21 protein-coding genes are annotated in these 25,256 nt (G+C 70.2%); 13 read left to right on the forward strand and 8 right to left on the reverse strand.

Translation table 11 applies throughout. The annotated features are described in order from the left end of the window. Positions 1 to 135: 135 nt before the first annotated feature. The 4 genes from OG257_RS14175 (at position 136) to OG257_RS14190 (ending at position 6,164) form a co-directional block, all read left to right on the forward strand. Positions 136 to 1,539 carry a class II fumarate hydratase gene (locus OG257_RS14175; RefSeq protein WP_329207820.1) on the forward strand — a complete coding sequence of 468 codons (1,404 nt, stop codon included), beginning with the start codon at positions 136 to 138 and terminating at the stop codon, positions 1,537 to 1,539. A gap of 44 nt (positions 1,540 to 1,583) precedes the next feature. Then, positions 1,584 to 2,288, forward strand: a complete 705-nt coding sequence (gene fomD, locus OG257_RS14180) for a cytidylyl-2-hydroxypropylphosphonate hydrolase (protein ID WP_329207822.1) — start codon at positions 1,584 to 1,586, stop codon at positions 2,286 to 2,288. A gap of 377 nt (positions 2,289 to 2,665) precedes the next feature. Further along, the gene (locus OG257_RS14185) at positions 2,666 to 4,585 is read left to right on the forward strand and encodes a SpoIIE family protein phosphatase (RefSeq protein ID WP_329207824.1); all 1,920 of its coding nucleotides are present in this window, start codon (positions 2,666 to 2,668) and stop codon (positions 4,583 to 4,585) included. 115 nt (positions 4,586 to 4,700) lie between these two features. Next, positions 4,701 to 6,164 carry a catalase gene (locus OG257_RS14190; RefSeq protein WP_329207826.1) on the forward strand — a complete coding sequence of 488 codons (1,464 nt, stop codon included), beginning with the start codon at positions 4,701 to 4,703 and terminating at the stop codon, positions 6,162 to 6,164. A 52-nt stretch (positions 6,165 to 6,216) separates the two neighbouring features. Here the strand turns inward: OG257_RS14190 and OG257_RS14195 are convergent, their stop codons facing one another. Then, entirely contained in the window at positions 6,217 to 8,445 is a 2,229-nt protein-coding gene (locus tag OG257_RS14195; RefSeq protein WP_329207828.1) for a transglycosylase domain-containing protein, read from the reverse strand. A gap of 221 nt (positions 8,446 to 8,666) precedes the next feature. On the opposite strand from OG257_RS14195, the gene OG257_RS14200 reads away from it, so the two are divergent. From OG257_RS14200 to OG257_RS14220, 5 genes are all read left to right on the forward strand, one after another. After that, complete coding sequence (locus OG257_RS14200; protein ID WP_329207830.1) at positions 8,667 to 9,638, forward strand: SPFH domain-containing protein; 972 nt, start codon at positions 8,667 to 8,669, stop codon at positions 9,636 to 9,638. Between the two features lie 47 nt (positions 9,639 to 9,685). After that, positions 9,686 to 9,889, forward strand: coding sequence for a hypothetical protein (locus tag OG257_RS14205; protein ID WP_329215084.1), 204 nt, complete (start codon positions 9,686 to 9,688; stop codon positions 9,887 to 9,889). Between the two features lie 258 nt (positions 9,890 to 10,147). Next, the gene (locus OG257_RS14210; protein ID WP_329207832.1) at positions 10,148 to 10,672 is read left to right on the forward strand and encodes a PadR family transcriptional regulator; all 525 of its coding nucleotides are present in this window, start codon (positions 10,148 to 10,150) and stop codon (positions 10,670 to 10,672) included. After that, positions 10,669 to 11,355: an ABC transporter ATP-binding protein gene (locus OG257_RS14215; protein ID WP_329207834.1), complete on the forward strand. Its 687-nt coding sequence runs from the start codon at positions 10,669 to 10,671 to the stop codon at positions 11,353 to 11,355. Before OG257_RS14210 ends, OG257_RS14215 begins: the two co-directional genes overlap by 4 nt. Then, positions 11,352 to 13,688 carry an ABC transporter permease gene (locus OG257_RS14220; protein WP_329207836.1) on the forward strand — a complete coding sequence of 779 codons (2,337 nt, stop codon included), beginning with the start codon at positions 11,352 to 11,354 and terminating at the stop codon, positions 13,686 to 13,688. Before OG257_RS14215 ends, OG257_RS14220 begins: the two co-directional genes overlap by 4 nt. A gap of 43 nt (positions 13,689 to 13,731) precedes the next feature. On the opposite strand, the gene OG257_RS14225 is transcribed toward OG257_RS14220, so the two are convergent. Beyond that, a complete protein-coding gene (locus OG257_RS14225; RefSeq protein WP_329207838.1) occupies positions 13,732 to 14,691 on the reverse strand; it encodes a hydrogen peroxide-inducible genes activator in 960 nt (319 codons plus the stop codon). Positions 14,692 to 14,823: 132 nt separating this feature from the next. On the opposite strand from OG257_RS14225, the gene OG257_RS14230 reads away from it, so the two are divergent. Continuing rightward, positions 14,824 to 15,378 (forward strand): peroxiredoxin, encoded by a 555-nt coding sequence (locus OG257_RS14230; RefSeq protein ID WP_329207840.1) that lies wholly within the window; start codon positions 14,824 to 14,826, stop codon positions 15,376 to 15,378. Between the two features lie 12 nt (positions 15,379 to 15,390). Further along, entirely contained in the window at positions 15,391 to 15,924 is a 534-nt protein-coding gene (locus OG257_RS14235) for an alkyl hydroperoxide reductase (RefSeq protein ID WP_073744727.1), read from the forward strand. A 79-nt stretch (positions 15,925 to 16,003) separates the two neighbouring features. Here OG257_RS14235 and OG257_RS14240 read toward each other — a convergent pair whose 3' ends face one another. The 4 genes from OG257_RS14240 to OG257_RS14255 all read right to left on the reverse strand — a co-directional run bounded on the left by OG257_RS14240 (position 16,004) and on the right by OG257_RS14255 (position 21,065). Beyond that, positions 16,004 to 17,401, reverse strand: a complete 1,398-nt coding sequence (locus tag OG257_RS14240) for an AI-2E family transporter (protein WP_329207841.1) — start codon at positions 17,399 to 17,401, stop codon at positions 16,004 to 16,006. A 133-nt stretch (positions 17,402 to 17,534) separates the two neighbouring features. After that, complete coding sequence (locus tag OG257_RS14245) at positions 17,535 to 18,236, reverse strand: transglycosylase SLT domain-containing protein (protein ID WP_329207842.1); 702 nt, start codon at positions 18,234 to 18,236, stop codon at positions 17,535 to 17,537. A 389-nt stretch (positions 18,237 to 18,625) separates the two neighbouring features. Next, positions 18,626 to 19,948 (reverse strand): PhoH family protein, encoded by a 1,323-nt coding sequence (locus OG257_RS14250; RefSeq protein ID WP_329207844.1) that lies wholly within the window; start codon positions 19,946 to 19,948, stop codon positions 18,626 to 18,628. A 355-nt stretch (positions 19,949 to 20,303) separates the two neighbouring features. Further along, on the reverse strand, positions 20,304 to 21,065 hold the full coding sequence (locus tag OG257_RS14255) for an isoprenyl transferase (protein WP_329207846.1): 762 nt from the start codon (positions 21,063 to 21,065) through the stop codon (positions 20,304 to 20,306). A gap of 207 nt (positions 21,066 to 21,272) precedes the next feature. Between OG257_RS14255 and mgrA the strand changes: the two genes are divergently transcribed. Further along, positions 21,273 to 22,310, forward strand: coding sequence for an L-glyceraldehyde 3-phosphate reductase (mgrA, locus tag OG257_RS14260; RefSeq protein ID WP_329207848.1), 1,038 nt, complete (start codon positions 21,273 to 21,275; stop codon positions 22,308 to 22,310). 286 nt (positions 22,311 to 22,596) lie between these two features. Beyond that, complete coding sequence (locus tag OG257_RS14265; RefSeq protein WP_329207850.1) at positions 22,597 to 23,796, forward strand: winged helix DNA-binding domain-containing protein; 1,200 nt, start codon at positions 22,597 to 22,599, stop codon at positions 23,794 to 23,796. Positions 23,797 to 23,835: 39 nt separating this feature from the next. On the opposite strand, the gene OG257_RS14270 is transcribed toward OG257_RS14265, so the two are convergent. Both OG257_RS14270 and OG257_RS14275 read right to left on the reverse strand, forming a co-directional pair. Then, complete coding sequence (locus OG257_RS14270) at positions 23,836 to 24,291, reverse strand: hypothetical protein (protein ID WP_329207852.1); 456 nt, start codon at positions 24,289 to 24,291, stop codon at positions 23,836 to 23,838. A 124-nt stretch (positions 24,292 to 24,415) separates the two neighbouring features. Next, a complete protein-coding gene (locus tag OG257_RS14275) occupies positions 24,416 to 25,213 on the reverse strand; it encodes a class I SAM-dependent methyltransferase (RefSeq protein WP_329207854.1) in 798 nt (265 codons plus the stop codon). Positions 25,214 to 25,256 lie beyond the last annotated feature (43 nt).

Genomic DNA, 25,256 nt, shown 5'->3' on the forward strand with positions numbered 1-25,256 from the left:
CAGCGGCACGGTCGCGGGGACGCCCGCCCGCGCCCTGCCGGTTCATGGAGTTGCTCCAGGTATTTACTGGCGGATGACGCCGCCGGAATACCTGGAACGCGACACGCGCTCATCTCCATCAGGAGGCTGGAACACATGGACGGATCGACCGAGGACCCGCAGTACCGCGTCGAGCACGACTCGATGGGAGAGGTGAGGGTCCCCGCGCACGCCAAGTGGCGGGCCCAGACGCAGCGCGCCGTGGAGAACTTCCCCGTGTCCGGGCAGCGGATCGAGCGGGCCCACATCGAGGCGCTGGCCCGGATCAAGGCCGCCGCCGCGAAGGTCAACGCCGAGCTGAAGGTGCTGGATCCCGAGATCGCGCAGGCGATCCAGGAGGCCGCCGCCGAGGTCGTCGCGGGGCAGTGGGACGAACACTTCCCCATCGACGTGTTCCAGACAGGTTCCGGCACCTCGTCCAACATGAACACCAACGAGGTCGTGGCGACGCTCGCCACCGAGCGGCTGGGGCGCGAGGTCCACCCCAACGACCACGTCAACGCCTCGCAGTCGTCGAACGACGTGTTCCCCTCCTCCATCCACATCGCCGCGACCGCCGCGGTGACCGCGGATCTGATCCCCGCGCTGGAGCATCTGGCGGTTTCCCTGGAGCGGAAATCAGCCGAATTTGCGGAGGTCGTGAAGTCGGGCCGTACCCATCTGATGGATGCCACTCCCGTCACCCTGGGCCAGGAGTTCGGCGGCTACGTGGCGCAGATCCGCTACGGCGTCGAGCGGCTGCGGGCCTCGCTCCCCCGCCTCGCCGAGCTCCCGCTGGGCGGTACGGCGGTGGGCACGGGGATCAACACCCCGCCCGGCTTCTCGGCCGCCGTGATCGCGGAGGTCGCCAGGACCACCGGGCTGCCGCTCACCGAGGCGCGCAACCACTTCGAGGCGCAGGGTGCCCGGGACGGGCTCGTCGAGACGTCCGGCCAGCTCCGTACCGTCGCCGTCTCGCTCACCAAGATCTCCAACGATCTGCGCTGGATGGCCTCGGGGCCCCGCACCGGGCTGGCCGAGATCAATCTGCCCGACCTCCAGCCCGGTTCGTCGATCATGCCGGGCAAGGTCAATCCGGTGATCCCGGAGGCCGTGCTGATGGTCGCGGCCCAGGTCATGGGGAACGACGCCACGGTCGCGGTCGCCGGGGCGGCCGGCAACTTCGAGCTGAACGTGATGCTTCCGGTGATCGCCAGGAACCTGCTGGAGTCGGTGCGCCTGCTCGCGAACGCCTCCCGGCTGCTCGCCGACCGCACGGTCGACGGCATCACGGCCAACGTGGAGCGTGCCCGGCAGTACGCGGAGTCCTCGCCGTCGGTCGTGACCCCGCTGAACAAGTACATCGGCTACGAGGAGGCGGCGAAGGTCGCCAAGAAATCCCTGGCCGAGGGCACCACGATCCGGGAGACCGTGCTGGCAGGGGGGTACGTCGAACGCGGCGACCTGAGTGTGGAGCAGCTCGACGAGGCCCTGGACGTGTTGCGTATGACCAGGCCGTGACGCGTATCGCAGCGGGCGGGCGCCCGCGTCCGTAAGATCTCTTCATGACAGCCACGGAAGCGGGTACGGGAGCAGGCACCGGTGCCGGTGCGGGAAACGGCACGCACTGGGCACCGGGGGACCAGATCCTCTGGCGCTACCGCGGCAACGGGGGCGGGAGCCCCGTGCACATCTGCCGGCCGGTGACCGTGGTCCAGGACACCGACGACCTGCTCGCCGTGTGGATGGCGCCCGGCACGGAATGCGTGAAGCCCGTACTCGCCGACGGCACCCAGGTGCACGCCGAGCCGCTGGCCACCCGCTACACGCGCCCGCGCACCACGGTGCGTTCGCGCTGGTTCGGCGCGGGTGTGCTGAAGCTCGCCCGGCCGGGCGACCCGTGGTCGGTCTGGCTGTTCTGGGACCGCGGCTGGCTCTTCCGCAACTGGTACGTCAACCTCGAGGAACCCCGCGCCCGCTGGGCCGGGGGCGTCGATTCCGAGGATCACTTTCTCGACATCTCCGTGCACCCGGACCGCAGCTGGGAGTGGCTCGACGAGGACGAGTTCGCCCAGGCCCAGCGGGTCGGGCTGATGGATGCCGCCACCGCCCGGGGTGTGCGGGAGGCGGGCCTGGCCGCGGTCGACGTGATCCGGGCCTGGGGGGCTCCGTTCCGGGACGGCTGGGAGCACTGGCGGCCGGATCCGCAGTGGCGGGTTCCCCCGCTGCCGGATGACTGGGACCGCACCCCTGCCCCCACCCGGTCGTGAGACCCTTGATGCACCCCAGGGGGGCAAACGTAGGATCGCCTTCCACCATCCGCGTCGCCACAACCGGCGGACGCGGCACGGGACCTGACCACAAGTCATCGAACAAGTCGCACACGTCGCATGAGCCGCACGGGACACGGAGCCGGGCGGGTCGTGCGGTCGTCTGAACCGCTACGAGGGGGTGGAGATGTGCTCGCTGTCCGCTGCCCCGTCGCCGGAATGACCGATATCGGCCCACCGCGCGGCCGTACGGTTTCGGCCCCGCTCATGAGGGCATCCGGTGACAGCCGTTGTTCTTACCGCTCTTGCCGGGGCACAGTGGCGCCCCACGAGGTGATTGCCTCATACAACCGGCCCGGACGGACGGAATCCCACGCGTGACGGAGCATCCCACCTCCCACGAAGGCCGGCAGCCCCTCGCTGCCAGGTCGCAGGAACGCGCCCGGCCCCGGCAGCAGGAGTCCGGACCGGGTGCGGCTGCCACCGCCTCGATCCCCGGTCCCTCCGCGGTGCCGAATCCGGGACCCGGTACCGCCCCGGAGTCCGCCACCCCCGGCGTCGACACCCAGGCGGTCACCCGCCGCGAGGGCGACCGGCTGCGCTTCGTCGGCGCGGCGACCCGCCGGATCGCCCGGGGCATAGACCTCGACGAGATCGTGCTCGGCCTGTGCCGGGCCAGCGTGCCGACGTTCTCCGACGCCATACTCGTCTATCTGCGCGACCCGCTCCCGGTGGGCGACGAGCGTCCGGTCAACCCCTTCGTCCTGCGGCTGCGCCGCACGGACAGGCTGCGGCTGACCGACGAGGACAGCGAGAACGGCCCGGAGGGCGAGCGGCTGCGGCTGCCCGTCACCGACCCGCAGGCCGGCCTGCTGCCCGCGGCCGACCTGTGCGAGGTCCTGGCGGGCGGCGCGCTCGCCGAGGTGCTCCGCGGGGTGCGTCCCGTCTTCGGGGACTCCGCCGCGGCCCGCGTCGCCCTGCCCGAACTGCTCGGGGCGGGCCGGACCGTACCCACCGGGCACCGCGCGATCCTGGCACCGCTGCGCGGCCGGCGCCGGGTCATCGGCGCCGCCGTCTTCCTCCGGGGCACGGACCGCCCGCCCTTCGAGGCCAACGACCTGCTGGTCGCGGCCCAGCTCGCGACGCACACCGCGCTCGGGATCGACAAGGCCGTGCTGTACGGCCGCGAGGCGTACATCGCCGACGAGCTGCAGCGCACGATGCTGCCCGACTCGCTGCCGCAGCCCACCGGCGTACGACTGGCCTCCCGCTACCTTCCGGCCGCCGAGACGGCCCGGGTCGGCGGTGACTGGTACGACGCGATCCCGCTGCCGGGCAGCCGGGTCGCCCTGGTCGTCGGCGATGTGATGGGCCACTCCATGACGTCCGCGGCGATCATGGGCCAGCTGCGCACCACCGCGCAGACCCTGGCCGGTCTCGACCTGCCGCCGCAGGAGGTCCTGCACCATCTGGACGAGCAGGCGCAGCGGCTCGGCAGCGACCGGATGGCGACGTGCCTGTACGCGGTGTACGACCCGGTCGCGCACCGGATCACCATCGCCAACGCCGGCCACCCGCCACCCGTGCTCCTGCATCTGGGCGGCCGGGCCGAGGTGCTGCGGGTGCCGCCGGGTGCTCCGATCGGCGTCGGCGGGGTCGACTTCGAGGCCGTCGAGCTGGACGCGCCGGCCGGTGCCACGCTGCTGCTGTACACGGACGGTCTGGTGGAGTCCCGGCTGCGGGACGTCTGGACCGGGATCGAGCAGCTGCGGGAGCGGCTCGCCGCGACGGCGCAGCTGACCGGGCCGGACCATTCGCCGCCGCTGGAGGCGCTCTGCGACGACGTGCTCGACATGCTGGGTCCCGGCGACCGTGACGACGACATCGCCCTGCTGGCCGCCCGTTTCGACGGGATCGCGCCGAGCGACGTCGCCTACTGGTTCCTGGAACCGGAGGACGCAGCTCCGGGCCGGGCCCGCAGGCTGGCCCGCAGGGCGCTCAGCCGGTGGGGGCTGGACTCCCTCTCGGACGAGGTGGAGCTGCTGGTCAGCGAGGTGGTGACCAATGCGGTGCGGTACGCGGAGCGCCCGGTGACCCTGCGGCTGCTGCGGACCGACATCCTTCGCTGCGAGGTCGGCGACGACTCCCCTCAGCTGCCCCGGCAGCGCCGCGCCCGCGACACGGACGAGGGCGGACGCGGTCTGTTCCTGGTCAACCGGCTGGCCAGGAGGTGGGGGGCCACCCGGCTCTCCACGGGCAAAGTGGTCTGGTTCGAGATGACTATTCAAGGTTCGTAGTACTTCATCCCGTTCTGGACCCTTTCCAGATGTTGCCGACCTCCCGTCGGCGGAGTTGACTTCAGTCGTGAACGAAGCGACCTGACCGAAACCCCACACCGACGGGAGGCCGATCGTGACCGAGGAAGCCGGCAAGGTTCCTTACACCACGAACAACGCCGGGATCCCGGTGGAGAGCGACGAACATTCGCTCACCGTCGGATCCGACGGCCCGATCCTGCTCCAGGACCACTACCTCATCGAGAAGATGGCCCAGTTCAACCGTGAACGGGTCCCCGAACGGGTGGTCCACGCCAAGGGCTCCGGTGCCTATGGCGTCTTCGAAGTGACCAACGACGTCAGCCAGTTCACCAAGGCGGACCTCTTCCAGCCGGGCAAGCGCACCGAGATGCTCGCCCGCTTCTCCACGGTCGCCGGTGAGCAGGGCTCGCCCGACACCTGGCGCGACCCGCGCGGATTCGCACTGAAGTTCTATACCGAGCACGGCAACTACGACATGGTCGGCAACAACACGCCGGTCTTCTTCGTACGGGACCCCATGAAGTTCCAGGACTTCATCCGCTCCCAGAAACGCCGCCCGGACAGCGCGGTGCGCGACAACAACATGCAGTGGGACTTCTGGACCCTCTCGCCGGAGTCGGCGCACCAGGTCACCTGGCTGATGGGCGACCGGGGCATCCCGAAGACGTACCGCCACATGAACGGCTACAGCTCGCACACCTATATGTGGGTGAACGCGGGCGGCGAGCGGTTCTGGGTGAAGTACCACTTCAAGACCGACCAGGGCATCGACTTCTACACGCAGGCCGACGCCGACGCGATGGCCGGGACCGACGGCGACGCCCACCGCCGCGACCTGTTCGACTCGATCGAGCGCGGCGACCACCCGAGCTGGACCCTGAAGGTCCAGATCATGCCGTTCGACGACGCGCCGGACTACCGGTTCAACCCGTTCGACCTGACCAAGGTGTGGCCGCAGGGCGACTACCCGCTGATCGAGGTCGGCCGGATGACGCTCAACAAGAACCCGGAAGACTTCTTCATCCACATCGAGCAGGCGTCCTTCGAGCCGTCGAACATGGTGCCCGGCATCGGTCCGTCGCCCGACAAGATGCTGCTCGGCCGGCTCTTCTCGTACCCGGACACCCACCGGTACCGGATCGGCCCGAACTATCTGCAGCTGCCGCCCAACCGGCCGCGTTCGCCCGTCCGCTCGTACGCGAAGGACGGCCCCATGCGGTACGAGCCGGCGCGCACGGGTGCGGTCTACGCCCCGAACTCGTACGGCGGCCCCGCGGCGGACACCGCCCGCTTCGGGGAGCCCGCGGGCTGGGCCACGGCGGGCGAGATGGTCCACGAGGCGTACACGCTGCGCAAGGACGACGACGACTGGGGCCAGCCGGGCACGCTGGTGCGCGAGGTGATGGACGACGCGGCGCGGGAGCGGCTCGTCTCCAACGTCTCGGGCCATCTGCTGAACGGCGTGAGCAAGCCGGTCCTGGAGCGTGCTCTGCAGTACTGGCGCAACATCGACAAGGCCGTCGGCGACCGGATCGCCAAGAAGGTGAACGGCGGCTGACGCACGGCATGCGGAAGGGGCGGTGTCCGACGACACCGCCCCTTCCGCATGCTCACTGTCCCAGCAGACCGTTCCCCGGGCGCTCACCCGGCGGCTGGTCCCCGTCATCGGGGTCCTTCGTCGCGCTGGGATCGTCGCTCGGCGTCCCCGAGGGCGACTCGCTCGGCGGCCAGCTCGGCGTCGTCTCCTCGCTCGGCGTCTCGCTGGGCGTCTCGGTGGGCTCCTCGGGCTCCTCGGAGGGGGTCTCCTCCGGGGTCTCCGTCTCCGACGGAGTGGCCGAGGGGCTCTCGGTCACGGCCGTCTCACCGCGCTCCACACCCTCCAGGTCGAACCTGGCGTCCGAGCCGCCGCCGAGTGCCCCGAGCGTGTAGTCCGCCCAGATCTTCGCGGGGAATCCGCCACCGTTGGCGCGGCCGGAGTTGGCCGTACCGGTCAGGGTGACCTGGCCTCCGCCCTCCTTGGTGGACTCGCCGTACAGGGCCACGACCGTCGAGAGCTCCGGGGTGTAGGCCGCGAACCAGGCGGCCTTGTTGTTCTCCGACGTACCCGTCTTGCCCGCCGCGTCGTAGGCCGAGGTGTTGGCCTCGTGGCCGGAACCGATGTCGACGACCTCGGTGAGCGCCTTGGTCACCGTGTCGGCGGACGCCCGGCTGATCACCTGCTCGCCGGTGCCGTCGACCGGCTCCATGGTGCGGTCACGGTGCTTCGCGGACTTCACGATGGTCGGGGTGACCTTCTTGCCGTGGTTGTCGAGGGTGGCGTACACCCCGGCCATGTCCCAGGTCGAGGCGTTCATGGTGCCCAGGGTGATCGCGGGGGCCACGGGGAAGTTCTTGTCCGGTACGCCCATGGCCAGGGCGGTCTTCTTCACCGCGCTCGGGGTGACGTCGACGACCATCTGCGCGAAGACGGAGTTGATCGACTTGTCCATCGCCTTCTGGACGGTGGGGTTGTCGTAGCTGATGTCATCCTCGTTCTGCGGGTTGAACGGGATGTCGCTGCCCACGACGGGGCGCTTGCTGGTGCCGTCGTAGACCGTGTCGAGACCGATCACGTCGCCGTCCTGGGTCTTCGACCCGTTCTCCAGCGCGGAGGCGAGCACCAGCGGCTTGAAGGTGGACGCGGGCTGGTAGTCCCGCCGGGTGGCGTTGGACATCCAGTGCTCGGTGGCGCCGACACCGCCGTAGAGCGCGAGAACCTTGCCCGTCTTCGGGTCCACGGAGGTGGCACCGGCCTGGACGGTCGCGTCGGTCTTGTTGCCCTTGCGGTCGAGCTTGCTCTCCAGCTGGCGGTCGACCGACTTCTCGAGCTGCTTCTGCTTCTTCTTGTCGACGTTGAGGGTGACGGTCCAGCCGCCGGCCTCCCGCATCTCCTCGGTGATGCCCTGCCGCGCCATCTCCTGGTTGGCAGCCTCGACGAGATAGCCGGTCTGGCCCTCCAGGCCGGGGGCGGCCTTGGGGGACTTCGGGACGGGGAACGTCAGCTTGTCGCGCTCGGCCTGGTCGAGCCAGCCCTCATCGACCATGTTGTTGAGGGTGTAGGCCCAGCGCTCCTTGACGAGCTTCTTGCCGGTCGGCGAGGCGACCGCCCAGTCGTACTGGCTCGGAGCCTGGAGCAGGGCCGCGAGATAGGCGCCCTGGGAGACGTCGAGGTCCTTGGCGTCGACCCCGTAGTAGGCCTGCGCCGCCGCCTGGATGCCGCTCGCACCGCGTCCGTAGTACACGGTGTTGAGGTACCCGGCGAGGATGTCGTTCTTCTTCATCCGCTGGTCGACCTTGAGCGAGATCACCAGCTCCTTGAGCTTGCGGGTGACCGTCTGGTCCTGCGTGAGGTAGTAGTTCTTCACGTACTGCTGGGTGATCGTCGAGCCACCCTGCTTGCCCTTGCCGGAGAGCGTGTTGAGCACGCCGCGCGTGGTGCCCTTGAGGTCGACGCCCTGGTCCCGGTAGAAGGACTTGTTCTCGGCGGCGACGAAGGCGTGCTGGACCTTCTTGGGCACGACGGCGAGGTCCACGATCTCCCGGTTGACGCCGGTGCCGGTACGGGCCAGGAGCGTGCCGTCGCTGTACTTGTAGACGTTGCTCTGCTTCTCGGCCTGGGCGTTGGCCGCAGGTACGTCCACGTACATGTAGAGCGCGACGAAGGCACCCATCACCAGCAGGCAGAGCCCGAAGAACGTGCCCAGCATCTTCCGCCAGGTGAAGAGTCCGCGTATGCCGCCGCTCTTCGCGGCCCGGCGCGCTCCCCGCCCCTGAGCTCGTCGCGCATCCGCTCGACCCATTGCTGTGGTGCTCCTGTTCCTCTGCTCGTTCTGCTCCGGTCAGACCAATCAGCTAACACCGAAAGCACGGACAAATGGCAAGCGATCCGGTCTTTTCCGGACGTGACAATCAGCACCTGTCACTAAGGAACCGACTCACGAGGGGTGCACAAGGTTGCGACGTCGGATAATGTGAAATCACATTGCTAGCGCGGCGCTATGCCGTACGAAACGGGGGAACCATGTCCGCACCGCACGACCGTCCCGACTCCGCCGGCCCCGCCGCCGACCTGACGCCGGACGCGCCCGAGATGCCCGCTCCCCAGGTCAGGGAGACCACGGCGCACTCCATCCCCGGCGGCCTCGGGCTGCTGCTGACCGTCCTCGGGGTGTTCGTCGGCGTCGGCCTGGCCATCGGCGGCGGCGTCCTCGGAGCCAACGGGCACAACGGCATCGGCATCCCCCTGTTCATCCTCGGTGTGCTGCTCGTCATCGCCTCGTTCTTCTGCATGAGCGGTGTGAAAATGGTCGCTCCGGGCGAGGCGCGGGTCATCCAGCTCTTCGGCCGGTACGTCGGCACGATCCGCTCGGACGGTCTGCGCTGGATCAACCCGCTGACCTCCAGCCGCAAGATCTCCACCCGGGTCCGCAACCACGAGACGGCCGTCCTGAAGGTCAACGACGCCTACGGCAACCCGATCGAGCTCGCCGCGATCGTCGTCTGGAAGGTCGAGGACACCGCGCAGGCCCTGTTCGAGGTGGACGACTTCCTGGAGTTCGTCGCCACGCAGACCGAGGCGGCCGTGCGGCACATCGCGATCGAGTACCCCTACGACGCCCACGACGAGGGCGGCCTCTCGCTCCGCGGCAACGCGGAGGAGATCACCGAGAAGCTCGCCGTCGAGCTCACCGCGCGGGTGCAGGCGGCGGGCGTGCTGATCATCGAGTCGCGCTTCAGCCATCTCGCGTACGCCCCCGAGATCGCCTCCGCGATGCTCCAGCGGCAGCAGGCGGGGGCGGTCGTCGCGGCCCGCCAGATGATCGTCGAGGGAGCGGTGGGCATGGTCGAGATGGCCCTGACCCGCATCGCCGAACAGGACATCGTCGAGCTCGACTCCGAGCGCAAGGCGGCGATGGTCAGCAACCTGATGGTGGTGCTGTGCGGTGACCGTGCGGCGCAGCCGGTCCTGAACACGGGCACGCTCTACCAGTGACGGACGACGCCTCCACCCCTGCCGCCCGGCGGCCGCAGCGCAAGCAAATGCTGCTGCGGCTGGATCCCGCGGTGCACGATGCGCTGGCCCGCTGGGCCTCGGACGAGCTGCGCAGCGCCAACGCGCAGATCGAGTTCCTGCTGCGGAGGGCGCTGGCGGAGGCGGGGCGACTGCCGGGCGGTGCGGCCCCGATCCCCCGCCGGGGACGCCCGCCGAATTCGCCGCCCCCGGAGCCGGGCGCCGCGGAGTGACCCCGCACCCGCGTCAGGGGCTCCGCCCCCGAACCCCCGCGCCTCAATCGCCGGCGGGGCTTGAATTCGCGGGCCGGCACCGAGCGGCACAAGGCGCCGGTTCAAGCCCGCACCGCGCGGTACGGGGTGCCGGATCAAGCCCGTCCGGCGATTGAGGACCGGGGGTCCGGGGGCAGTCCGGGGGCAGAGCCCCCGGGGTGGCCCCGCACCCCCGCACCCATATACACGCGAGGTATACACCCGATGTAGAGTGCCGCCATGTCAATCGGTCACACCCTCCTCGGGCTCCTCGAATCCGGCCCCCGCCACGGCTACGACCTCAAGCGCGCCTTCGACGACAAGTTCGGCCACGACCGGCCCCTCCACTACGGCCAGGTCTACGCGACCATGTCCCGGCTGCTGAAGAACGGTCTCGTCGAGGTCGACGGCGTCGAGTCCGACGGTGGCCCCGAGCGCAAGCGCTACGCCATCACCGACGCCGGCATCACCGACGTCACCACCTGGCTGGCGCAGCCGGAGAAGCCTGAGCCGTATCTCCAGTCGACCCTGTACACGAAGGTCGTCCTGGCCCTGCTCACCGGCCGCAGCGCCGCCGATCTGCTGGACGCCCAGCGCTCCGAGCACCTGCGCCTGATGCGCATCCTCACCGACCGCAAGCGCAAGGGCGACCTCGCCGACCAGCTGATCTGCGACCACGCCCTCTTCCACCTCGAAGCGGACCTGCGCTGGCTGGAACTGACCGCGGCCCGCCTGGACCAGCTCGCCGCGGCGGTGGCTGCGTGACCCCGGCCGGCTCCCTGCTCGTCGCCCACGACCTGCGCAAGACCTACGGTTCGACGGCCGCGCTCGACGGCGCCTCGTTCTCCGTCCACCCCGGCGAGGTCGTCGCGGTCATGGGCCCCTCCGGCTCCGGCAAGTCGACCCTCCTGCACTGCCTCGCCGGGATCATCACCCCCGACTCGGGCACCGTCACCTACGCGGGCCGTGAGCTCTCCGCCATGTCGGACGCACAGCGAAGCGCCCTGCGGCGCAGCGATTTCGGCTTCGTGTTCCAGTTCGGCCAGCTCGTCCCCGAGCTGACCTGCGTGGAGAACGTCGCCCTGCCGCTCCGGCTGAACGGGACCCGGCGCAAGGAGGCCGAGCGGATGGCCCTGCGGTGGATGGAGCGCCTGGAGGTCGACGGCCTGGCCGCCCAGCGTCCCGGCGAGGTCTCCGGCGGTCAGGGCCAGCGCGTCGCCGTGGCCCGAGCCCTCGTCGGATCGCCCAAGGTGGTCTTCGCGGACGAGCCGACCGGTGCGCTGGACTCCCTCAACGGCGAGCGCATCATGGAACTGCTCACCGAGTGCGCCCGGTCGGCCAACACGGCCGTCGTCCTCGTGACGCACGAGGCGCGGGTCGCCGCGTACTCGGACCGCGACGTCGTCGTGCGCGACGGCCGCTCCCGCGACGCGGAGTACGCCGTATGACCTGGCTGCGCGATCTCGGCCTCGGCATACGCTTCGCCGCCGCGGGCGGGCGCGAGGGCTGGGCGCGGACCGCGCTCACCGCCGTGGGCGTCGGCCTCGGCGTGGCACTGCTGCTGGCCGCCTCGTCCGTCCCCCAGCTGCTGGACCTGCGCTCCGCTCGCGAGCGTGCCCGCGAGGAGGTCGCGGCCTCGCGCAGGGCCGACGTCCCGAAGTCGGACACCACGGTCCTGCGGATCAGTGCGGAGACGGAGTACCGCGGCCGTTCCGTCGGCGGGTTCCTGATGCGCCCGGAGGGCACCCGGCCGGCCACCCCGCCCGGAGTCGCGGGCTTCCCCGGTCCGCGGGAGATGGTGGTCTCCCCGGCCCTCCGGGAGCTGCTGGCGTCCTCCGAGGGCGAACTCCTCAGGGAGCGGCTGCCGTACCGGATCTCCGGGACGATCGGCGATCCTGGTCTGCTCTCCCCTGGCGAGCTGCTCTTCTACGCGGGCAGCGACAGCCTGACCACCGCAGCCGGCGGCCACCGCCTGGCCGGGTACGGGAACGACTCCGGGAGTGATCGGCTCCCGCCCCTCCTGGTGGTGCTGGTCATCATCATCTGCGTCGTCCTGCTGGTGCCCGTCGCGATCTTCATCGCCACGGCCGTGCGGTTCGGCGGCGACCGCCGCGACCGCCGGCTCGCCGCCTTGCGCCTGGTCGGTACGGACATCCGGTCGACCCGCCGGATCGCGGCCGGTGAGGCGTTGTTCGGCTCGGTGCTCGGCCTGCTGGCCGGCCTGGTGTTCTTCCTGGTGGGCCGGTCGTTCGTGGGCGCCGTCGAGCTGTGGGACCACAGCGCCTTCCCGTCCGATCTGGTGCCCGCCCCGTGGCTGGCGGCGCTGATCGCCGTCGCGGTGCCCCTCGCCGCGGTGTTCGTCACCCTGGCCGCCCTGCGGTCCGTGGTCATCGAACCGCTCGGCGTCGTACGGGGCGCCCGTGCCCGCAGGCGCCGCCTGTGGTGGCGTCTGCCGATGCCCGCCCTGGGTCTCGTGGTGCTGGGACTCACCGGCCGGGTCGACGAGACGACGCCCGTCAGCCCGTTCCCGATCGCGGCCGGCGCGGTACTGGTCCTGGTCGGGCTGGCGCTGCTGCTGCCCTGGCTCGTCGAGGCGTTCGTGAACCGGCTGCGCGGCGGCCCGGTGCCCTGGCAGCTCGCCGTCCGCCGGCTCCAGCTGAACAGCGGGGCGGCGACCCGCGCGGTCAGCGGGATCACGGTCGCGGTGGCGGGGGCGGTGGCCCTGCAGATGCTGTTCGCCGCCATGGGCGACGACTTCGAGCGGGTCACGGGGCAGGACCCCTCGCGCGCCCAGTTCCACACGTACTCCGAGAAGGTCTCCGGGGACGCGGCCACCCGCACCGTCGAGGCGTTCCGGGCCACCAAGGGGGTGGAGACCGTCATCGGGACGGTCGAGACGTACGTGACCCGGCCTGGGACGTACACGGCCGACGAGCTGCAGCCCACCACTTCCCTCAGCATCGGTGACTGCGCGACCCTGATGGAGATCGCCGAGATCACCTCCTGCAAGGACGGAGACGTCTTCGTCGTCCATCCGAGGGGTGACAGGAAGATGTCCGACTGGGTCGACCGGACCGCCCGCAAGGGCAAGGAGATCGAGCTCGACCCGACCGTCGGCACCGCGGCCGGCGCGAAGCCCCTGCGGTGGACACTGCCCGCTGACGCCCGGACCGTGACCTCTGCCCGCGATCCGCTCGGCGAGGACCACTGGGGAATCATGGCGACGGTCGGCGCGATCGACCCGCGCACGCTGCCGAACGCCCAGACCATGGCGCAGATCCGGGTCGACGGGAGCGTCGAGGACGCCGCCGAGTACGTACGGAACACGGCGGCCAGGATCGACCCCGGGATGCGGGTCGGCACCCTGACCTCGGTGACGCGTGACCGGCAGTACGCGAGCGTGCAGACCGGCCTGCGGTTCGGTGCCGCGGCGACCCTGCTGCTGATCGCCGCGTCCATGCTGGTCTCCCAGCTGGAGCAGCTCCGGGAGCGCAGGCGGCTGCTGTCGGTCCTGGTCGCCTTCGGCACCAGGCGTGTCACCCTGGGCTGGTCGGTGCTCTGGCAGACCGCGGTCCCGGTGGTCATCGGCCTGCTGGCCGCGATCGCGGGCGGCCTCGGGCTCGGCGCCGTGCTGACCTGGATGATCGCCAAGACGGTGACGCAGTGGTGGCTGTTCCTGCCGCTGGCGGGCACGGGCGCGGGCATCGTCCTGGCCGTGACCCTGCTGTCGCTCCCCCTGCTGTGGCGCATGATGCGCCCGGACGGCCTGCGTACGGAGTGACGCCGCACGGGTGCGGCCCCGTCCTCTGCGGACAGGGCCGCGCTCAGCCGGCTGTCGGTACCCGTACCGGAAGGGTCACCAGCGCCTCCCGGAGCGCCGCGGCGAACTCCTCGAACTCCTCGTGCCGCGCCGTCCCCGTGCGGATCGCCAGGGCGATCCGCCGCGAGGGGGCCGGATCCGCGAAGTACCCGGTGGCCAGCGCCTCGTTGCGCCCGGTCTCCACCGTCACCGCCGTCCGGGGCAGCAGCGTCACCCCGAGACCGCCCGCGACGAGCTGCACCAGCGTGGAGAGCCCCGCGGCGGTCGTCGTCACCGGCGCCCCGTCGGTGCGCCCCGCCTCACGGCAGATGTCGAGCGCCTGGTCGCGCAGGCAGTGCCCCTCGTCGAGCAGCAGCAGCGGCAGGTCGCGCAGTGCCTCCCGCGGAATGTCGGTGCGCCCGCCCAGCCGGTGCTCCTGCTCCATGACGAGGACGAAGTCCTCGTCGAACAGCGGCAGTTCGGTGACACCGGGCATGCCGAGCGGGACGGCGAGCAGCAGCAGGTCCAGCCGCCCCGCCGCCAGCCCCTCCAGCAGCGAGGAGGTCTGCTCCTCGTGCACCTGGAGGTCCAGCTCGGGGTAGCGCTCATGGACCAGCCGCAGCACCGCGGGCAGCAGGTACGGCGCCACGGTCGGGATCACACCGAGCCTGAGCACCCCGGTGAACGGCGCCCGCACCGCCTCCGCCTCCTCCATCAGCTCGCCCACGGCCTCCAGCACCGCGTCGGCCCGCACCGCGAGCCGCTCCCCGGCGGGCGAGAGCAGCACCTTGCGCGTCGTACGCTCGATGAGCTGGACACCCAGTGCCACCTCCAGCGCCGATACGGCTCCGGAGAGTGCGGGCTGACTCATCCCGATTGCTGCCGCCGCGTCCCGGAAGTGCAGATGCTCCGCGACGGCCGCGAAGGCGCGCAGCTGCGAGAGACTGGGCTGCTTGGCCCTAATACCCTGATTTACGTACGCCACTGATAGGTACCTCCGATCATCACGACCGAGTGTAGCTATTTCCGCGATCAATGCACTCTGTGCCAAGGTGGAGATCGTCCAACCCCCAGGAACACCCCCAAAAAGGGAATTCCTATGCTTCAAGGAGTGCGCGTGCTCACTGTCGGTGACAAGTTCCCCCAGTTCGACCTGACCGCTTGCGTGTCGTTGGAGACCGGCAAGGAGTTCGAGCAGATCAACCACAAGACCTACGAGGGTCAGTGGAAGATCGTCTTTGCGTGGCCGAAGGACTTCACCTTCGTGTGCCCCACCGAGATCGCCGCCTTCGGCAAGCTGAACGAGGAGTTCGCCGACCGCGACGCCCAGATCCTCGGCTTCTCCGGTGACTCCGAGTTCGTGCACCACGCCTGGCGCAAGGACCACCCGGACCTGACCGACCTGCCCTTCCCGATGCTGGCCGACTCGAAGCACGAGCTCATGCGTGACCTCGGCATCGAGGGCGAGGACGGCTTCGCCCAGCGCGCCGTCTTCATCGTCGACCAGAACAACGAGATCCAGTTCACGATGGTGACCGCCGGTTCCGTGGGCCGTAACCCCAAGGAGGTCCTGCGGGTCCTCGACGCCCTGCAGACCGACGAGCTCTGCCCCTGCAACTGGACCAAGGGCGAGAACACCCTCGACCCGGTCGCGCTCCTCTCGGGCGAGTGAGCTGATACCCCCATGGCACTCGACGAACTGAAGTCCGCGATTCCGGACTTCGCCAAGGACCTGAAGCTGAACCTCGGCTCGGTCATCGGGAACAGTGAGCTCCCCCAGCAGCAGCTCTGGGGCACCGTCCTCGCCTGCGCGATCGCCTCGCGCTCGCCGAAGGTGCTGCGTGAGCTCGAGCCGGAGGCGAAGGCCAACCTCTCCGCCGAGGCGTACACCGCGGCGAAGTCGGCTGCGGCCATCATGGCGATGAACAACGTCTTCTACCGCACCCGGCACCTGCTGTCGGACCCCGAGTACGGGAACCTCCGTGCGGGCCTGCGGATGAACGTCATCGGCAAGCCGGGCGTGGAGAAGGTCGACTTCGAACTGTGGTCGCTCGCCGTCTCCGCGATCAACGGCTGCGGCCAGTGCCTGGACTCCCACGAGCAGGTGCTGCGCAAGGCCGGCGTGGACCGTGAGACCATTCAGGAAGCCGTAAAGATCGCTTCGGTGATCCAGGCTGTCGGCGTGACCCTCGAGGCCGAGGCCGTGCTCGCCGAGTAACACCCGCAGTACCCATGTACGAGAAGGGCCCCGAGGACGACCGACCGTCCCCGGGGCCCTTCTTATGCGTCTGTGCGCGCTACTGCTTCCCGGGCTCGTCCTGCGTGCCCGTCCCGTCGTCGTCGGCGGGCACCTCGCGGGCCTGCCGCGCCCCGGGAGCCTCCGTCGGCGCCACCCCGATCGCCGTCGCGCCGTGTGGCTGCGGCGAGTGGCGCAGGGAGTCCTCCCGCCCGTACGCCCGCAGATAGCCGACCACCGTATTGGTCACGGCGACCAGCGGTACGGCGACGACCGCGCCGCCGATGCCGGCGATCATGCCGCCCGCCGCGACCGAGAGGACGACCGCCAGCGGGTGGACGCGCACCGCGCGGCCGAGGATGAACGGCTGCAGGATGTGGCCCTCGATCTGCTGCACGGCCAGCACCACGATCAGCACCATCAGCGCGGTGAACACGCCCTGGGTGACGAGTGCGACGACCACGGCGAGCGCCCCGGAGATCACGGCGCCGACCAGCGGGATGAAGGCGAAGAGGAAGATGAAGACGGCCAGCGGCACCGCCATCGGCACATCGAGGAAGTAGATCCCGAGTCCGATGAAGATCGCGTCGATCAGGGCGACGATCACCGTGCCCCGCACATAGGCGGTCAGCGTCCGCCAGGCACGCGGTCCGGCGCCGGCGACGCCCGGCCGGGCCTGGGCGGGTACCAGCTTGAGCACCCACTGCCAGATGCGCTTCCCGTCGTACAGCAGGAAGAGCGTCGAGAACATCGCCAGCAGTATCCCGGTGAGGACCTCCACCATCACGGTGACGCCCTGCAGTCCGGCCGAGGTGATCTCCTCGGTGTTGGTGCCGACGGTGTCGCTGAGGTTCTTCGCGATGTCGTTGATCTGCGACTCGGTGACATGGAACGGGCTGTCCAGGAGCCAGCGCTTCAGCTCGTCGATGCCGTCGCGCACCCTGTCGGACAGCGTGTCGAGGTTGTCCATCACCTGCCACACGACGAACCAGCCGACCAGGCCCATGACGACGAAGCCCAGCACGGCGGTGACGGCGGTGGCGAGACCGCGCGGCAGTCCGAGCCGTTTCAGCCGTACGACGGTCGGCTGGAGCATGGCGGTCACGAGCAGTGCGGCGACGAAGGCCAGGACGACCAGCTGGACGGCGCTGATGATCCGCATCAGCACCCAGAGCGTGCCCGCGAGCACCAGCAGCCGCCAGCCGGCCTCGGCCGCGACGCGCATCCCCCAGGGGATCGCCGCCACCGGATCGGGCCTGGCGGCCACGGAGGGGGCGTACGCGGGCGGGCGCGGCACCTGCTCGGCGGCGGCCGCATTGGCGGCGGCAACGGTGGAGAGGGTCGAGGAGGACAGGGAGTCGGCCCGGCGTTCGTCCTCGGCGCGCCGTTCTTCCAGGCGCGCCCCGATCTGCGTCAGTTCGGCGCCCAGACGCCCGAGCCACCCCGGAAGTTTTGACATGAACTTTCCCTTTCCCCCGCTTGCTCCCATCACTCCCCCGGAGCTGTTCGGATCGACCGTACACGCGTGAAGCCCCGCACCGTATGACGGTGCGGGGCTTCACGAGGTTGAGAGCGGAACCTCGCGGGGGTTCCTAGTACCAGTGGTTGGCCTGCCAGAACGACCAGGCCGCACACGGGCTGCCGTAGCGGTCGCTGTTCATGTAGCTGAGGCCCCACTTGATCTGGGTGGCCGGGTTGGTCTGCCAGTCGGCGCCCGCGGACGCCATCTTGGAACCGGGCAGCGCCTGCATGATGCCGTAGGCACCCGAGGACGGGTTCGACGCCCTGTAGTTCCAGCCCGACTCGCGCTCCACGATGTTGCTGAAGCACTGGAACTGGTCGGCCGGCATCATCTGGCGGGCCATCGCCTGGACTTCGGCCACGCTGTAGGAGCCCTGAGCCGAGAACGACGAGGCGTCGCGGACGTCGGAGCGGCTCGCGCGATCGGCTTCCGCCTTCGCCTCGCGCTCCTCCTCCAGCTTGTCCTCGGCCGCCTGCTTCTTCGACTTGGCGTCCTTGGCGGCCTGGATGCGGGCCGTTTCTTCAGCAGACTTCTTCGCCGCCGCGTCGGCAGCGGAGGCCTGTGCATCGGCCTGCTGCGTCAACGAAGCGGTCTGAACCTGGGCCTGCTGGCCCGCGGGAATGTCTGCGAGCAGCGTGGTGTCGGCTGCGGCAGCCTCGAAGTTGTCGTCAGCAGCGGGAGTGCTGCCCGACGCAACGCCGACGACGGCGCCTACGGTGGTGACCGCGGTGGCAGATGCCACTGCGAACCCCCGGACCGAGATCCGGCTCACATGGTGTCCTTCCAGCATCGCCCGCTTAGGTGACCTCGCGGGCGCAATCGTGCCCTTGACGCTGGCCTCCCTACTGCTTGGGTCACGGGAGGCACGGGCCCGGTGGGCAACTTCCTTGCGGAAGTGCCGCGTGGTGCTCGCGGGCGGCATACGGACGGCGATTGTTGAGTTGTGTGGTGCGTGGCGCCTCTGGAGGTGCCCAAGTGCCGTATGCGGGGCCTGACGGAAGCAAGACTCTGCCGGACGGACACGGGGCGTTGCAATTCTGTGTTGCGTGTTAAAGGTCACACCCCGTTTGGAGCAAGTGTTTTACGGAAATGACGGCGCAACACGATGCCGCCCGGCTAAGCTCCTTGGCTCGCCGGGCGGCATCTTTGGGACTTCCGGTGTCAGATCCGGCCTTCCTCCAGCATTTCGGTCACCAGCGCGGCGATCTGCGAGCGCTCGGAGCGGGTGAGCGTGACGTGCGCGAAGAGCGGATGTCCCTTCAGTTTCTCGACCACGGCGACGACTCCGTCGTACCGGCCGACCCTGAGGTTGTCCCGCTGGGCCACGTCATGGGTGAGCACGACGCGGGAATTCGTCCCGATCCGGGACAACACGGTCAGCAGGACATTCCGTTCGAGTGACTGCGCCTCGTCCACGATCACGAACGCGTCGTGGAGCGAACGGCCCCGGATGTGGGTGAGCGGCAGGATCTCCAGCATCCCGCGCCCCAGCACCTCTTCGATGACCTCGCGCCCGGCGACCGCCGACAGCGTGTCGAAGACGGCCTGCGCCCAGGGGCTCATCTTCTCGGACTCGCTGCCGGGGAGATAGCCGAGCTCCTGCCCGCCGACCGCGTACAACGGCCGGAAGACCATCACCTTCTGGTGCTGCCTGCGCTCCAGCACGGCCTCCAGGCCCGCACAGAGCGCCAGTGCCGACTTGCCGGTGCCCGCCCTGCCTCCCATCGAGACGATGCCGACGTCCGGGTCGAGGAGCAGATCGAGCGCGATGCGCTGCTCGGCGCTGCGGCCGTGGATCCCGAAGGCCTCCCGGTCGCCGCGCACGAGGCGCACATTGCCCTCGGCGGTGACCCTGCCGAGGGCCTTGCCGCGCTCGGACTGGAGGACGAGTCCCGTATGTACGGGGAAGTCGGCCGCCTCGGGGACGTAGAGCGTCTCCTCGGTGAACAGCAGATCGACCTGTTCGGCGGAGAGCGACAGCTCGGACATCCCTGTCCAGCCGGAGTCGGTGATGGCGAGTTCGGCGCGGTACTCCTCGGCGAGGAGGCCGACCGATGACGCCTTGATCCTGAGCGGCAGGTCCTTGGAGACGACGGTGACGTCGTACCCCTCGGCCTGCAGATTGCGCGCTACCGCGAGAATCCGTGAGTCGTTGTCCCCCAACCTGTAGCCGGCGGGCAGTACACCGGGGTCGGAATGGTTGAGTTCGACGCGGAGCGTCCCGCCCAGATCCCCGAGGGGGATCGGGGCATCCAGCCGGCCGTACCGGACGCGGAAGTCGTCCAGCAGGCGCAGGGCCTGCCGGGCGAAGTACCCGAGTTCGGGGTGGTGCCGTTTGGCCTCCAGCTCCGTGACCACGACGATCGGCAGCACTACTTCGTGCTCGTCGAAGCGGGCCATGGCGTTGGGGTCGGCCAGCAGGACGCTGGTGTCGAGAACATAGGTGCGCCTGTCGGGCATGCGGCGCTTAGTGCTGGTCACCACGGAAGGACGTACCCCCTCGGACGAGGTCGGGGAGTGCGACGGACGTCGCGGAACTTCCCAAAGGGAGAGGACGGACCGGGTTCGGACCCCTTGCGCGGGCCGAACACCGGCCCTCCGCGTCGGCCGCACGATGTGCGGTCCTTCGTGTGCAAAGGGCCTCCCGGGCGAGCGGACTGGGCTCCGCTCACTTGGCTGCGACATCCGCCTGGTTGTGACTGGATATCGACCTGACAGGGGTATTCCCTCGAACACGCGAAGCCATGCGCGTGGGGTGGACCAGCACTTCGGCCCGGGTTCCACGGGGGCCGCCCGTGGTTGTCGTGCCGTCAGTCGCCGGACGGGCCCGACCCGTCCGTCAGGCGCCGTAGCGGCGGTGGCGGGCCGCGTAGTCGCGCAGGGCGCGGAGGAAGTCGACCTTGCGGAAGGCCGGCCAGAACACCTCGCAGAAGTAGTACTCCGAATGGGCACTCTGCCAGAGCATGAAGCCGGACAGCCGCTGCTCGCCACTGGTCCGGATCACCAGGTCCGGGTCGGGCTGTCCGCGGGTGTAGAGGTGCTCGGAGATGAGGTCCGTGGAGACGACCTCCGCGAGCTCCTCGAAGGTCGTGCCCTTGGCGGAGTGGTCCAGCAGCAGGGACCGCACCGCGTCCGCGATCTCCTGGCGCCCGCCGTAGCCGACGGCGACATTGACGATTATTCCGTCGATACCGGCCGTGGCCTCCTCCGCCTCCTTCAGGACGGTCTGGGTCCGCGCCGGCAGCAGGTCGAGCGTGCCGACGTGGTGGACACGCCACCGCCCGTCGGCCGCCAGGTTGCGCACGGTGTTCTCGATGATGCCGAGCAGCGGGATGAGCTCCGCCTCGGGCCGGTCGAAGTTGTCCGTGGAGAGCAGCCAGAGGGTGACGACCTCGACCTCGGTCTCGCTGCACCAGCCGAGCAGCTCGGAGATCTTGTCCGCGCCCGCCTGGTGTCCCTGCACGGCCGAACCGCCCGAGGCCTTCGCCCAGCGCCGGTTTCCGTCGAGGATGACTCCGATGTGCTTGGGCACCTGCGCGTGATCCAGGCGGCCTTCCACCCGGCGTGCGTAGAGCCCGTACACCAGGTCGCGCAAGTTCACTGAGTTCACCCTCTCGGTTCCGTACGGGCCGCAGGCCCGTCCTCCCCGTCGCCGGGGGTCCGGGGCGGTCCCCGGGGGGAATCCCGCGCAGTCCGCACATCACACTCTCGCGCCGCGCATCGGCATTTCCCGAAGCCGCCACATTACTGCGCACGAGTGGTAAGGGCCCAACCCGGTCTGTCACAAGTCCGTGATAGGGAGAGAAACGTGACTGATTCCCTCCCCCATATCGCCGCCGAGTCGCGCTACGACTCCATGGAGTACCGCCGCACGGGCCGCAGCGGGCTCAAGCTCCCCGCCGTCTCGCTCGGCCTGTGGCACAACTTCGGCGACGACCGCAGCCTCGCCTCCCAGCGGGCCATCCTCCGCCGCGCCTTCGACCTCGGCGTGACCCACTTCGATCTGGCCAACAACTACGGTCCGCCGCCCGGCTCCGCCGAGCTCAACTTCGGCAAGCTCTTCCGGCAGGACTTCGCCCCGTACCGGGACGAGCTGATCATCTCCACCAAGGCCGGTTACGAGATGCATCCGGGCCCGTACGGGGAGTGGGGGTCCCGCAAGTACCTGCTGTCCTCGCTCGACGCCTCGCTGAAGCGGATGGGGCTCGACTACGTCGACATCTTCTACTCCCACCGCTTCGACCCCGACACGCCGCTCGAGGAGACGATGGGGGCGCTCGCCTCCGCCGTACGCCAGGGCAAGGCGCTGTACGCGGGTGTCTCCTCGTACAACGCCGCACAGACCGCCGAGGCGGCCCGGCTGCTGAGGGAGATGGGCGTGCCCGCCCTGATCCACCAGCCGTCCTACTCGATGGTCAACCGCTGGGTGGAGTCCGACGGGCTGCTCGAAACGCTGGAGACGGCCGGCATGGGCTGCATCTCCTTCGCGCCGCTCGCCCAGGGGCTGCTCACGGGCAAGTACCTCAAGGGCATCCCGGAGGGTTCGCGCGCCTCGCAGGGCAAGTCCCTGGACCCGGACCTTCTCTCCGACGAGATGGTGCGCCGGCTGCGCGGGCTGAACGACATCGCCGTGCGCCGCGGACAGTCCCTCGCCCAGCTGGCGCTGAACTGGGTGCTGCGGGACAGCCGCATGACGTCGGCCCTCATCGGTGCGTCGAGTGTGAGGCAGCTGGAGGAGAACGTGGCCGCGCTCGGCGCACCGGCGCTCTCCGAGGCCGAACTGAAGGAGATCGACACCTTCGCGGTGGACACCGCGAGCACCAACATCTGGGCCAACCGGGGCTGAGGAGCCGGTCCCGGACACGGAGCCGGTACCGCTTCTGCACAGGAGCCACAGGGGTAACACAGCCCGGCCACAAAAAAACGGGCCGGTCCGTGGGGGGGGTTACGGACCGGCCCGAGGGGGGGTTTCCACCATAACCCTTCGTAAGTGATGCTGCGTGCCACGCCACTCCATAATTACTCTCCGAGTTCGCCGGACTTCGCTGTGAGCACGGATTCCGGCACCCGAAAGCTCCGCGCCCCAGCCGTACAGGACCGGAACTGTCCTGTTGACGTCCTAGGTTCGGTCCATGACGACACGCGCCCGCACCGTGACCGTGACCTGGCCCCAGGCGAATGCCCGGCGGCTGGCCCGGCAGTCCCTGACCGAGGACACCGGCCGCTCCCCGGGCACCGCTTCCACCTCGCCCGCGCGCCCCTCGTCACCCGCGGAAGCCGTCGCCGCCATGCTCGGCGCGCACGCCCAGGTGCTGTCCGCCGCGGAACTCTCGGTGTGCCTGCGTACGGCGGGGTCGACCCGGGCCGATGTGCGCACGGCGCTGTGGACCGACCGGACGCTCGTCAAGACGTTCGGCCCGCGCGGCACGGTGCACCTGCTGCCCGCCGGCGACCTCCCGCTCTGGACCGGGGCCCTCTCCGCCGTACCGACCGGGACGAGTCCGTTCCCGAAGGACGCCCGGATGACGCCGGACCAGGTCGAGGCCGTCGTGGCGGCGGTGTCCGACGCGCTGACCGGTGCGGAGCTGACGATCGACGAGCTCTCCGAGGAGGTCGTGGCCCGCACCGGGCCCTGGGCCGGGGACCTGGTGATGCCCGGGTTCCAGGACATGTGGCCGCGCTGGCGCCAGGTGCTGCACCTCGCCGGCCACCGGGGCGCCCTGTGCTACGCCCCGAACCGGGGCCGCAGGGCCACCTACACCAACCCCGGCCACGTGCCGCTGCCCGGCCCCGAGGCGCTGGCCGCGCTCGTGCGGCGCTACCTGTACGCGTACGGTCCCGCCACCCCCGCCCACTTCGCCCGGTGGCTCGCCGCGCCGCGCGGCTGGGCCGGAGAGCTCTTCGGGACCCTGGCCGGGGACGGCGCGATCGAAGAGGTCGCCTTCGAGGACAGCGGGACCGCCTGGGTGGCCGCGGGCGACACCGATTTCCCGGCGGCCCCCGCGCGCGGCGTGCGTCTGCTCCCCTACTTCGACGCGTTCACGATCGCCTCCTTCCCCCGTGAGCGGCTGTTCCCCGGCGCTGCGTACGAGCGCGCGCTCGCGGGCGGGCAGGCCGGCAACTTCCCGGTGCTGCTGGTGGACGGCACGGTCGCCGGTGTCTGGCACCAGCGCCGGTCGGGGAAGCGGATCGCCGTGACGGTGGAGCCGCTGTCCGTCCTCGGCGCCGCTCACCTGCGGGCGCTGGAGGAGCAGGTGGAGCGGGTGGGTGCCGTATTGGAGGGCAGGCCCGAGCTGACGGTGGGCAAGGTGACGGTGGGCCCGCACGCGTAGGACGGCCGCACGCGTAGGACGGCCCCGCGTCGCGGCGGCTCAGCGGCGGACGAAGCGGATCGCGACCGTGTCCCCGCCGATGATCACGAAGTCGCCGTTCTCGCACCGGATGACGGCCTCGTGCACCTCGCCGTGCTCGTCCCGGCGCTCCTGGGTTCCGAGGACCGTCCAGGCTCCTCCGTACGGCGGCGGGGGCAGCTGGCCCAGTTGCGCGAACTGCCACTGCCCCGCGGGCACGCACCAGTCGGGAAGTCCGGGCCAGGTGCCCGAGGTGATCCGCAGCGTCCAGTCGGAGACGCAGGTCATGAGGACCGACTGGCCGCCGTCGAGGAGGAATTCGACGGCTTCGGGCTCCCCGGCGCGCCCCTCGGGGCGGTAGAACAGGCCGTGGACGGCGGTGATCCGCGCACCCGTGAGCCAGTCGGCGTTGCCGTGGCGCGGCCGGCCGGCGGGTTGGCGGATCTCTTCGCCGGGCGTATCCCTTCCCACCGTCATGACCTGCTCCTTCGCTGTGCGCTCAACCACCAGGGTCGCACTACCCATGGGTAGGACGGAGGAGCGGGTGCTGCCGTTGCATCCGGCGGCCCGTGAAACCGTCTTCAGCGTATGCCCGTTGGCGCTACAGCGGCTTGCGGGCCTCGACCAGGAACCGGGCGCTGTACGCGACGAAGGGCCCCTCGGCCTCGATGTGCCGGTGCAGGGAGCGCAGTTGGGGCAGATAGGCCTCCACGGTGAATCCCGGCACCATCCAGATCACCTTCCGCAGGAAGTAGACGACGGCGCCGATGTCGAAGAACTCGGTGCGCAGCCGCTCCGAGCGCAGGTCGACCACGTCGAGCCCCGCGGCCTCGGCGTCGGCCCGCGCCCGCCGGGGGTCACGGCCGGCGCGGACCTCGGGCGGCTGCGGGCCGAGGAAGTACTCGACGAGTTCGAAGACGCTTGCGGGCCCGACCTGTTGCGAGAAGTACGTGCCACCGGGTGTCAGCACCCGGGCGATCTCGTCCCACCATGTGGTCACCGGGTGCCTGCTGACCACCAGATCGAAGGCGCTGTCCCCGAAGGGCAGCGGCGGCTCGTCGGCGTCCGCGACGACGACGGCTCCGCGCGGGTGCAGCAGGGCGGTGGCGCGGGCGATGTTCGGGGGCCAGGACTCGGTGGCCACGGTGAGCGGCGGCAGTTCGGGTGCGGAGGCGAGGACCTCGCCGCCCCCGGTCTGGATGTCGAGCGCGGCCCGCGCCCGCCCCATCCGGTCCGCCATGGCCCGCGCGTACCCCCACGAGGGGCGTTCCTCGGTGGCCCTCCCGTCGAGCCAGGAGAAGTCCCAGCCGTCGACGGAGACGGCGGCGGCCTCGGCGACCAGGGCGCCGAAGCGCGCGTCGGAGGCCTGGGACCCGTCGGCCGGGGACTGTTCGCTCATACGGGAATCGTGTCAGCCGGGTGCGGGCCGCGCGACCGTAATT

The sequence above is a fragment of the Streptomyces sp. NBC_00683 genome (assembly GCF_036226745.1).
Classification (GTDB): domain Bacteria; phylum Actinomycetota; class Actinomycetes; order Streptomycetales; family Streptomycetaceae; genus Streptomyces.

Bases quoted from the DNA above. Each gene is read 5' to 3' on its own strand.
- OG257_RS14220 (WP_329207836.1), top strand. From the start codon at position 11,352: ATGACCTGGCTGCGCGATCTCGGCCTCGGCATACGCTTCGCCGCCGCG.
- OG257_RS14205 (WP_329215084.1), top strand. From the start codon at position 9,686: ATGCTGCTGCGGCTGGATCCCGCGGTGCACGATGCGCTGGCCCGCTGG.
- OG257_RS14175 (WP_329207820.1), top strand. From the start codon at position 136: ATGGACGGATCGACCGAGGACCCGCAGTACCGCGTCGAGCACGACTCG.
- OG257_RS14240 (WP_329207841.1), bottom strand. From the start codon at position 17,401: ATGTCAAAACTTCCGGGGTGGCTCGGGCGTCTGGGCGCCGAACTGACG.
- fomD (WP_329207822.1), top strand. From the start codon at position 1,584: ATGACAGCCACGGAAGCGGGTACGGGAGCAGGCACCGGTGCCGGTGCG.
- OG257_RS14195 (WP_329207828.1), bottom strand. From the start codon at position 8,445: ATGGGTCGAGCGGATGCGCGACGAGCTCAGGGGCGGGGAGCGCGCCGG.
- OG257_RS14265 (WP_329207850.1), top strand. From the start codon at position 22,597: ATGACGACACGCGCCCGCACCGTGACCGTGACCTGGCCCCAGGCGAAT.
- OG257_RS14210 (WP_329207832.1), top strand. From the start codon at position 10,148: ATGTCAATCGGTCACACCCTCCTCGGGCTCCTCGAATCCGGCCCCCGC.
- OG257_RS14275 (WP_329207854.1), bottom strand. From the start codon at position 25,213: ATGAGCGAACAGTCCCCGGCCGACGGGTCCCAGGCCTCCGACGCGCGC.
- OG257_RS14200 (WP_329207830.1), top strand. From the start codon at position 8,667: ATGTCCGCACCGCACGACCGTCCCGACTCCGCCGGCCCCGCCGCCGAC.
- OG257_RS14270 (WP_329207852.1), bottom strand. From the start codon at position 24,291: ATGACGGTGGGAAGGGATACGCCCGGCGAAGAGATCCGCCAACCCGCC.
- OG257_RS14235 (WP_073744727.1), top strand. From the start codon at position 15,391: ATGGCACTCGACGAACTGAAGTCCGCGATTCCGGACTTCGCCAAGGAC.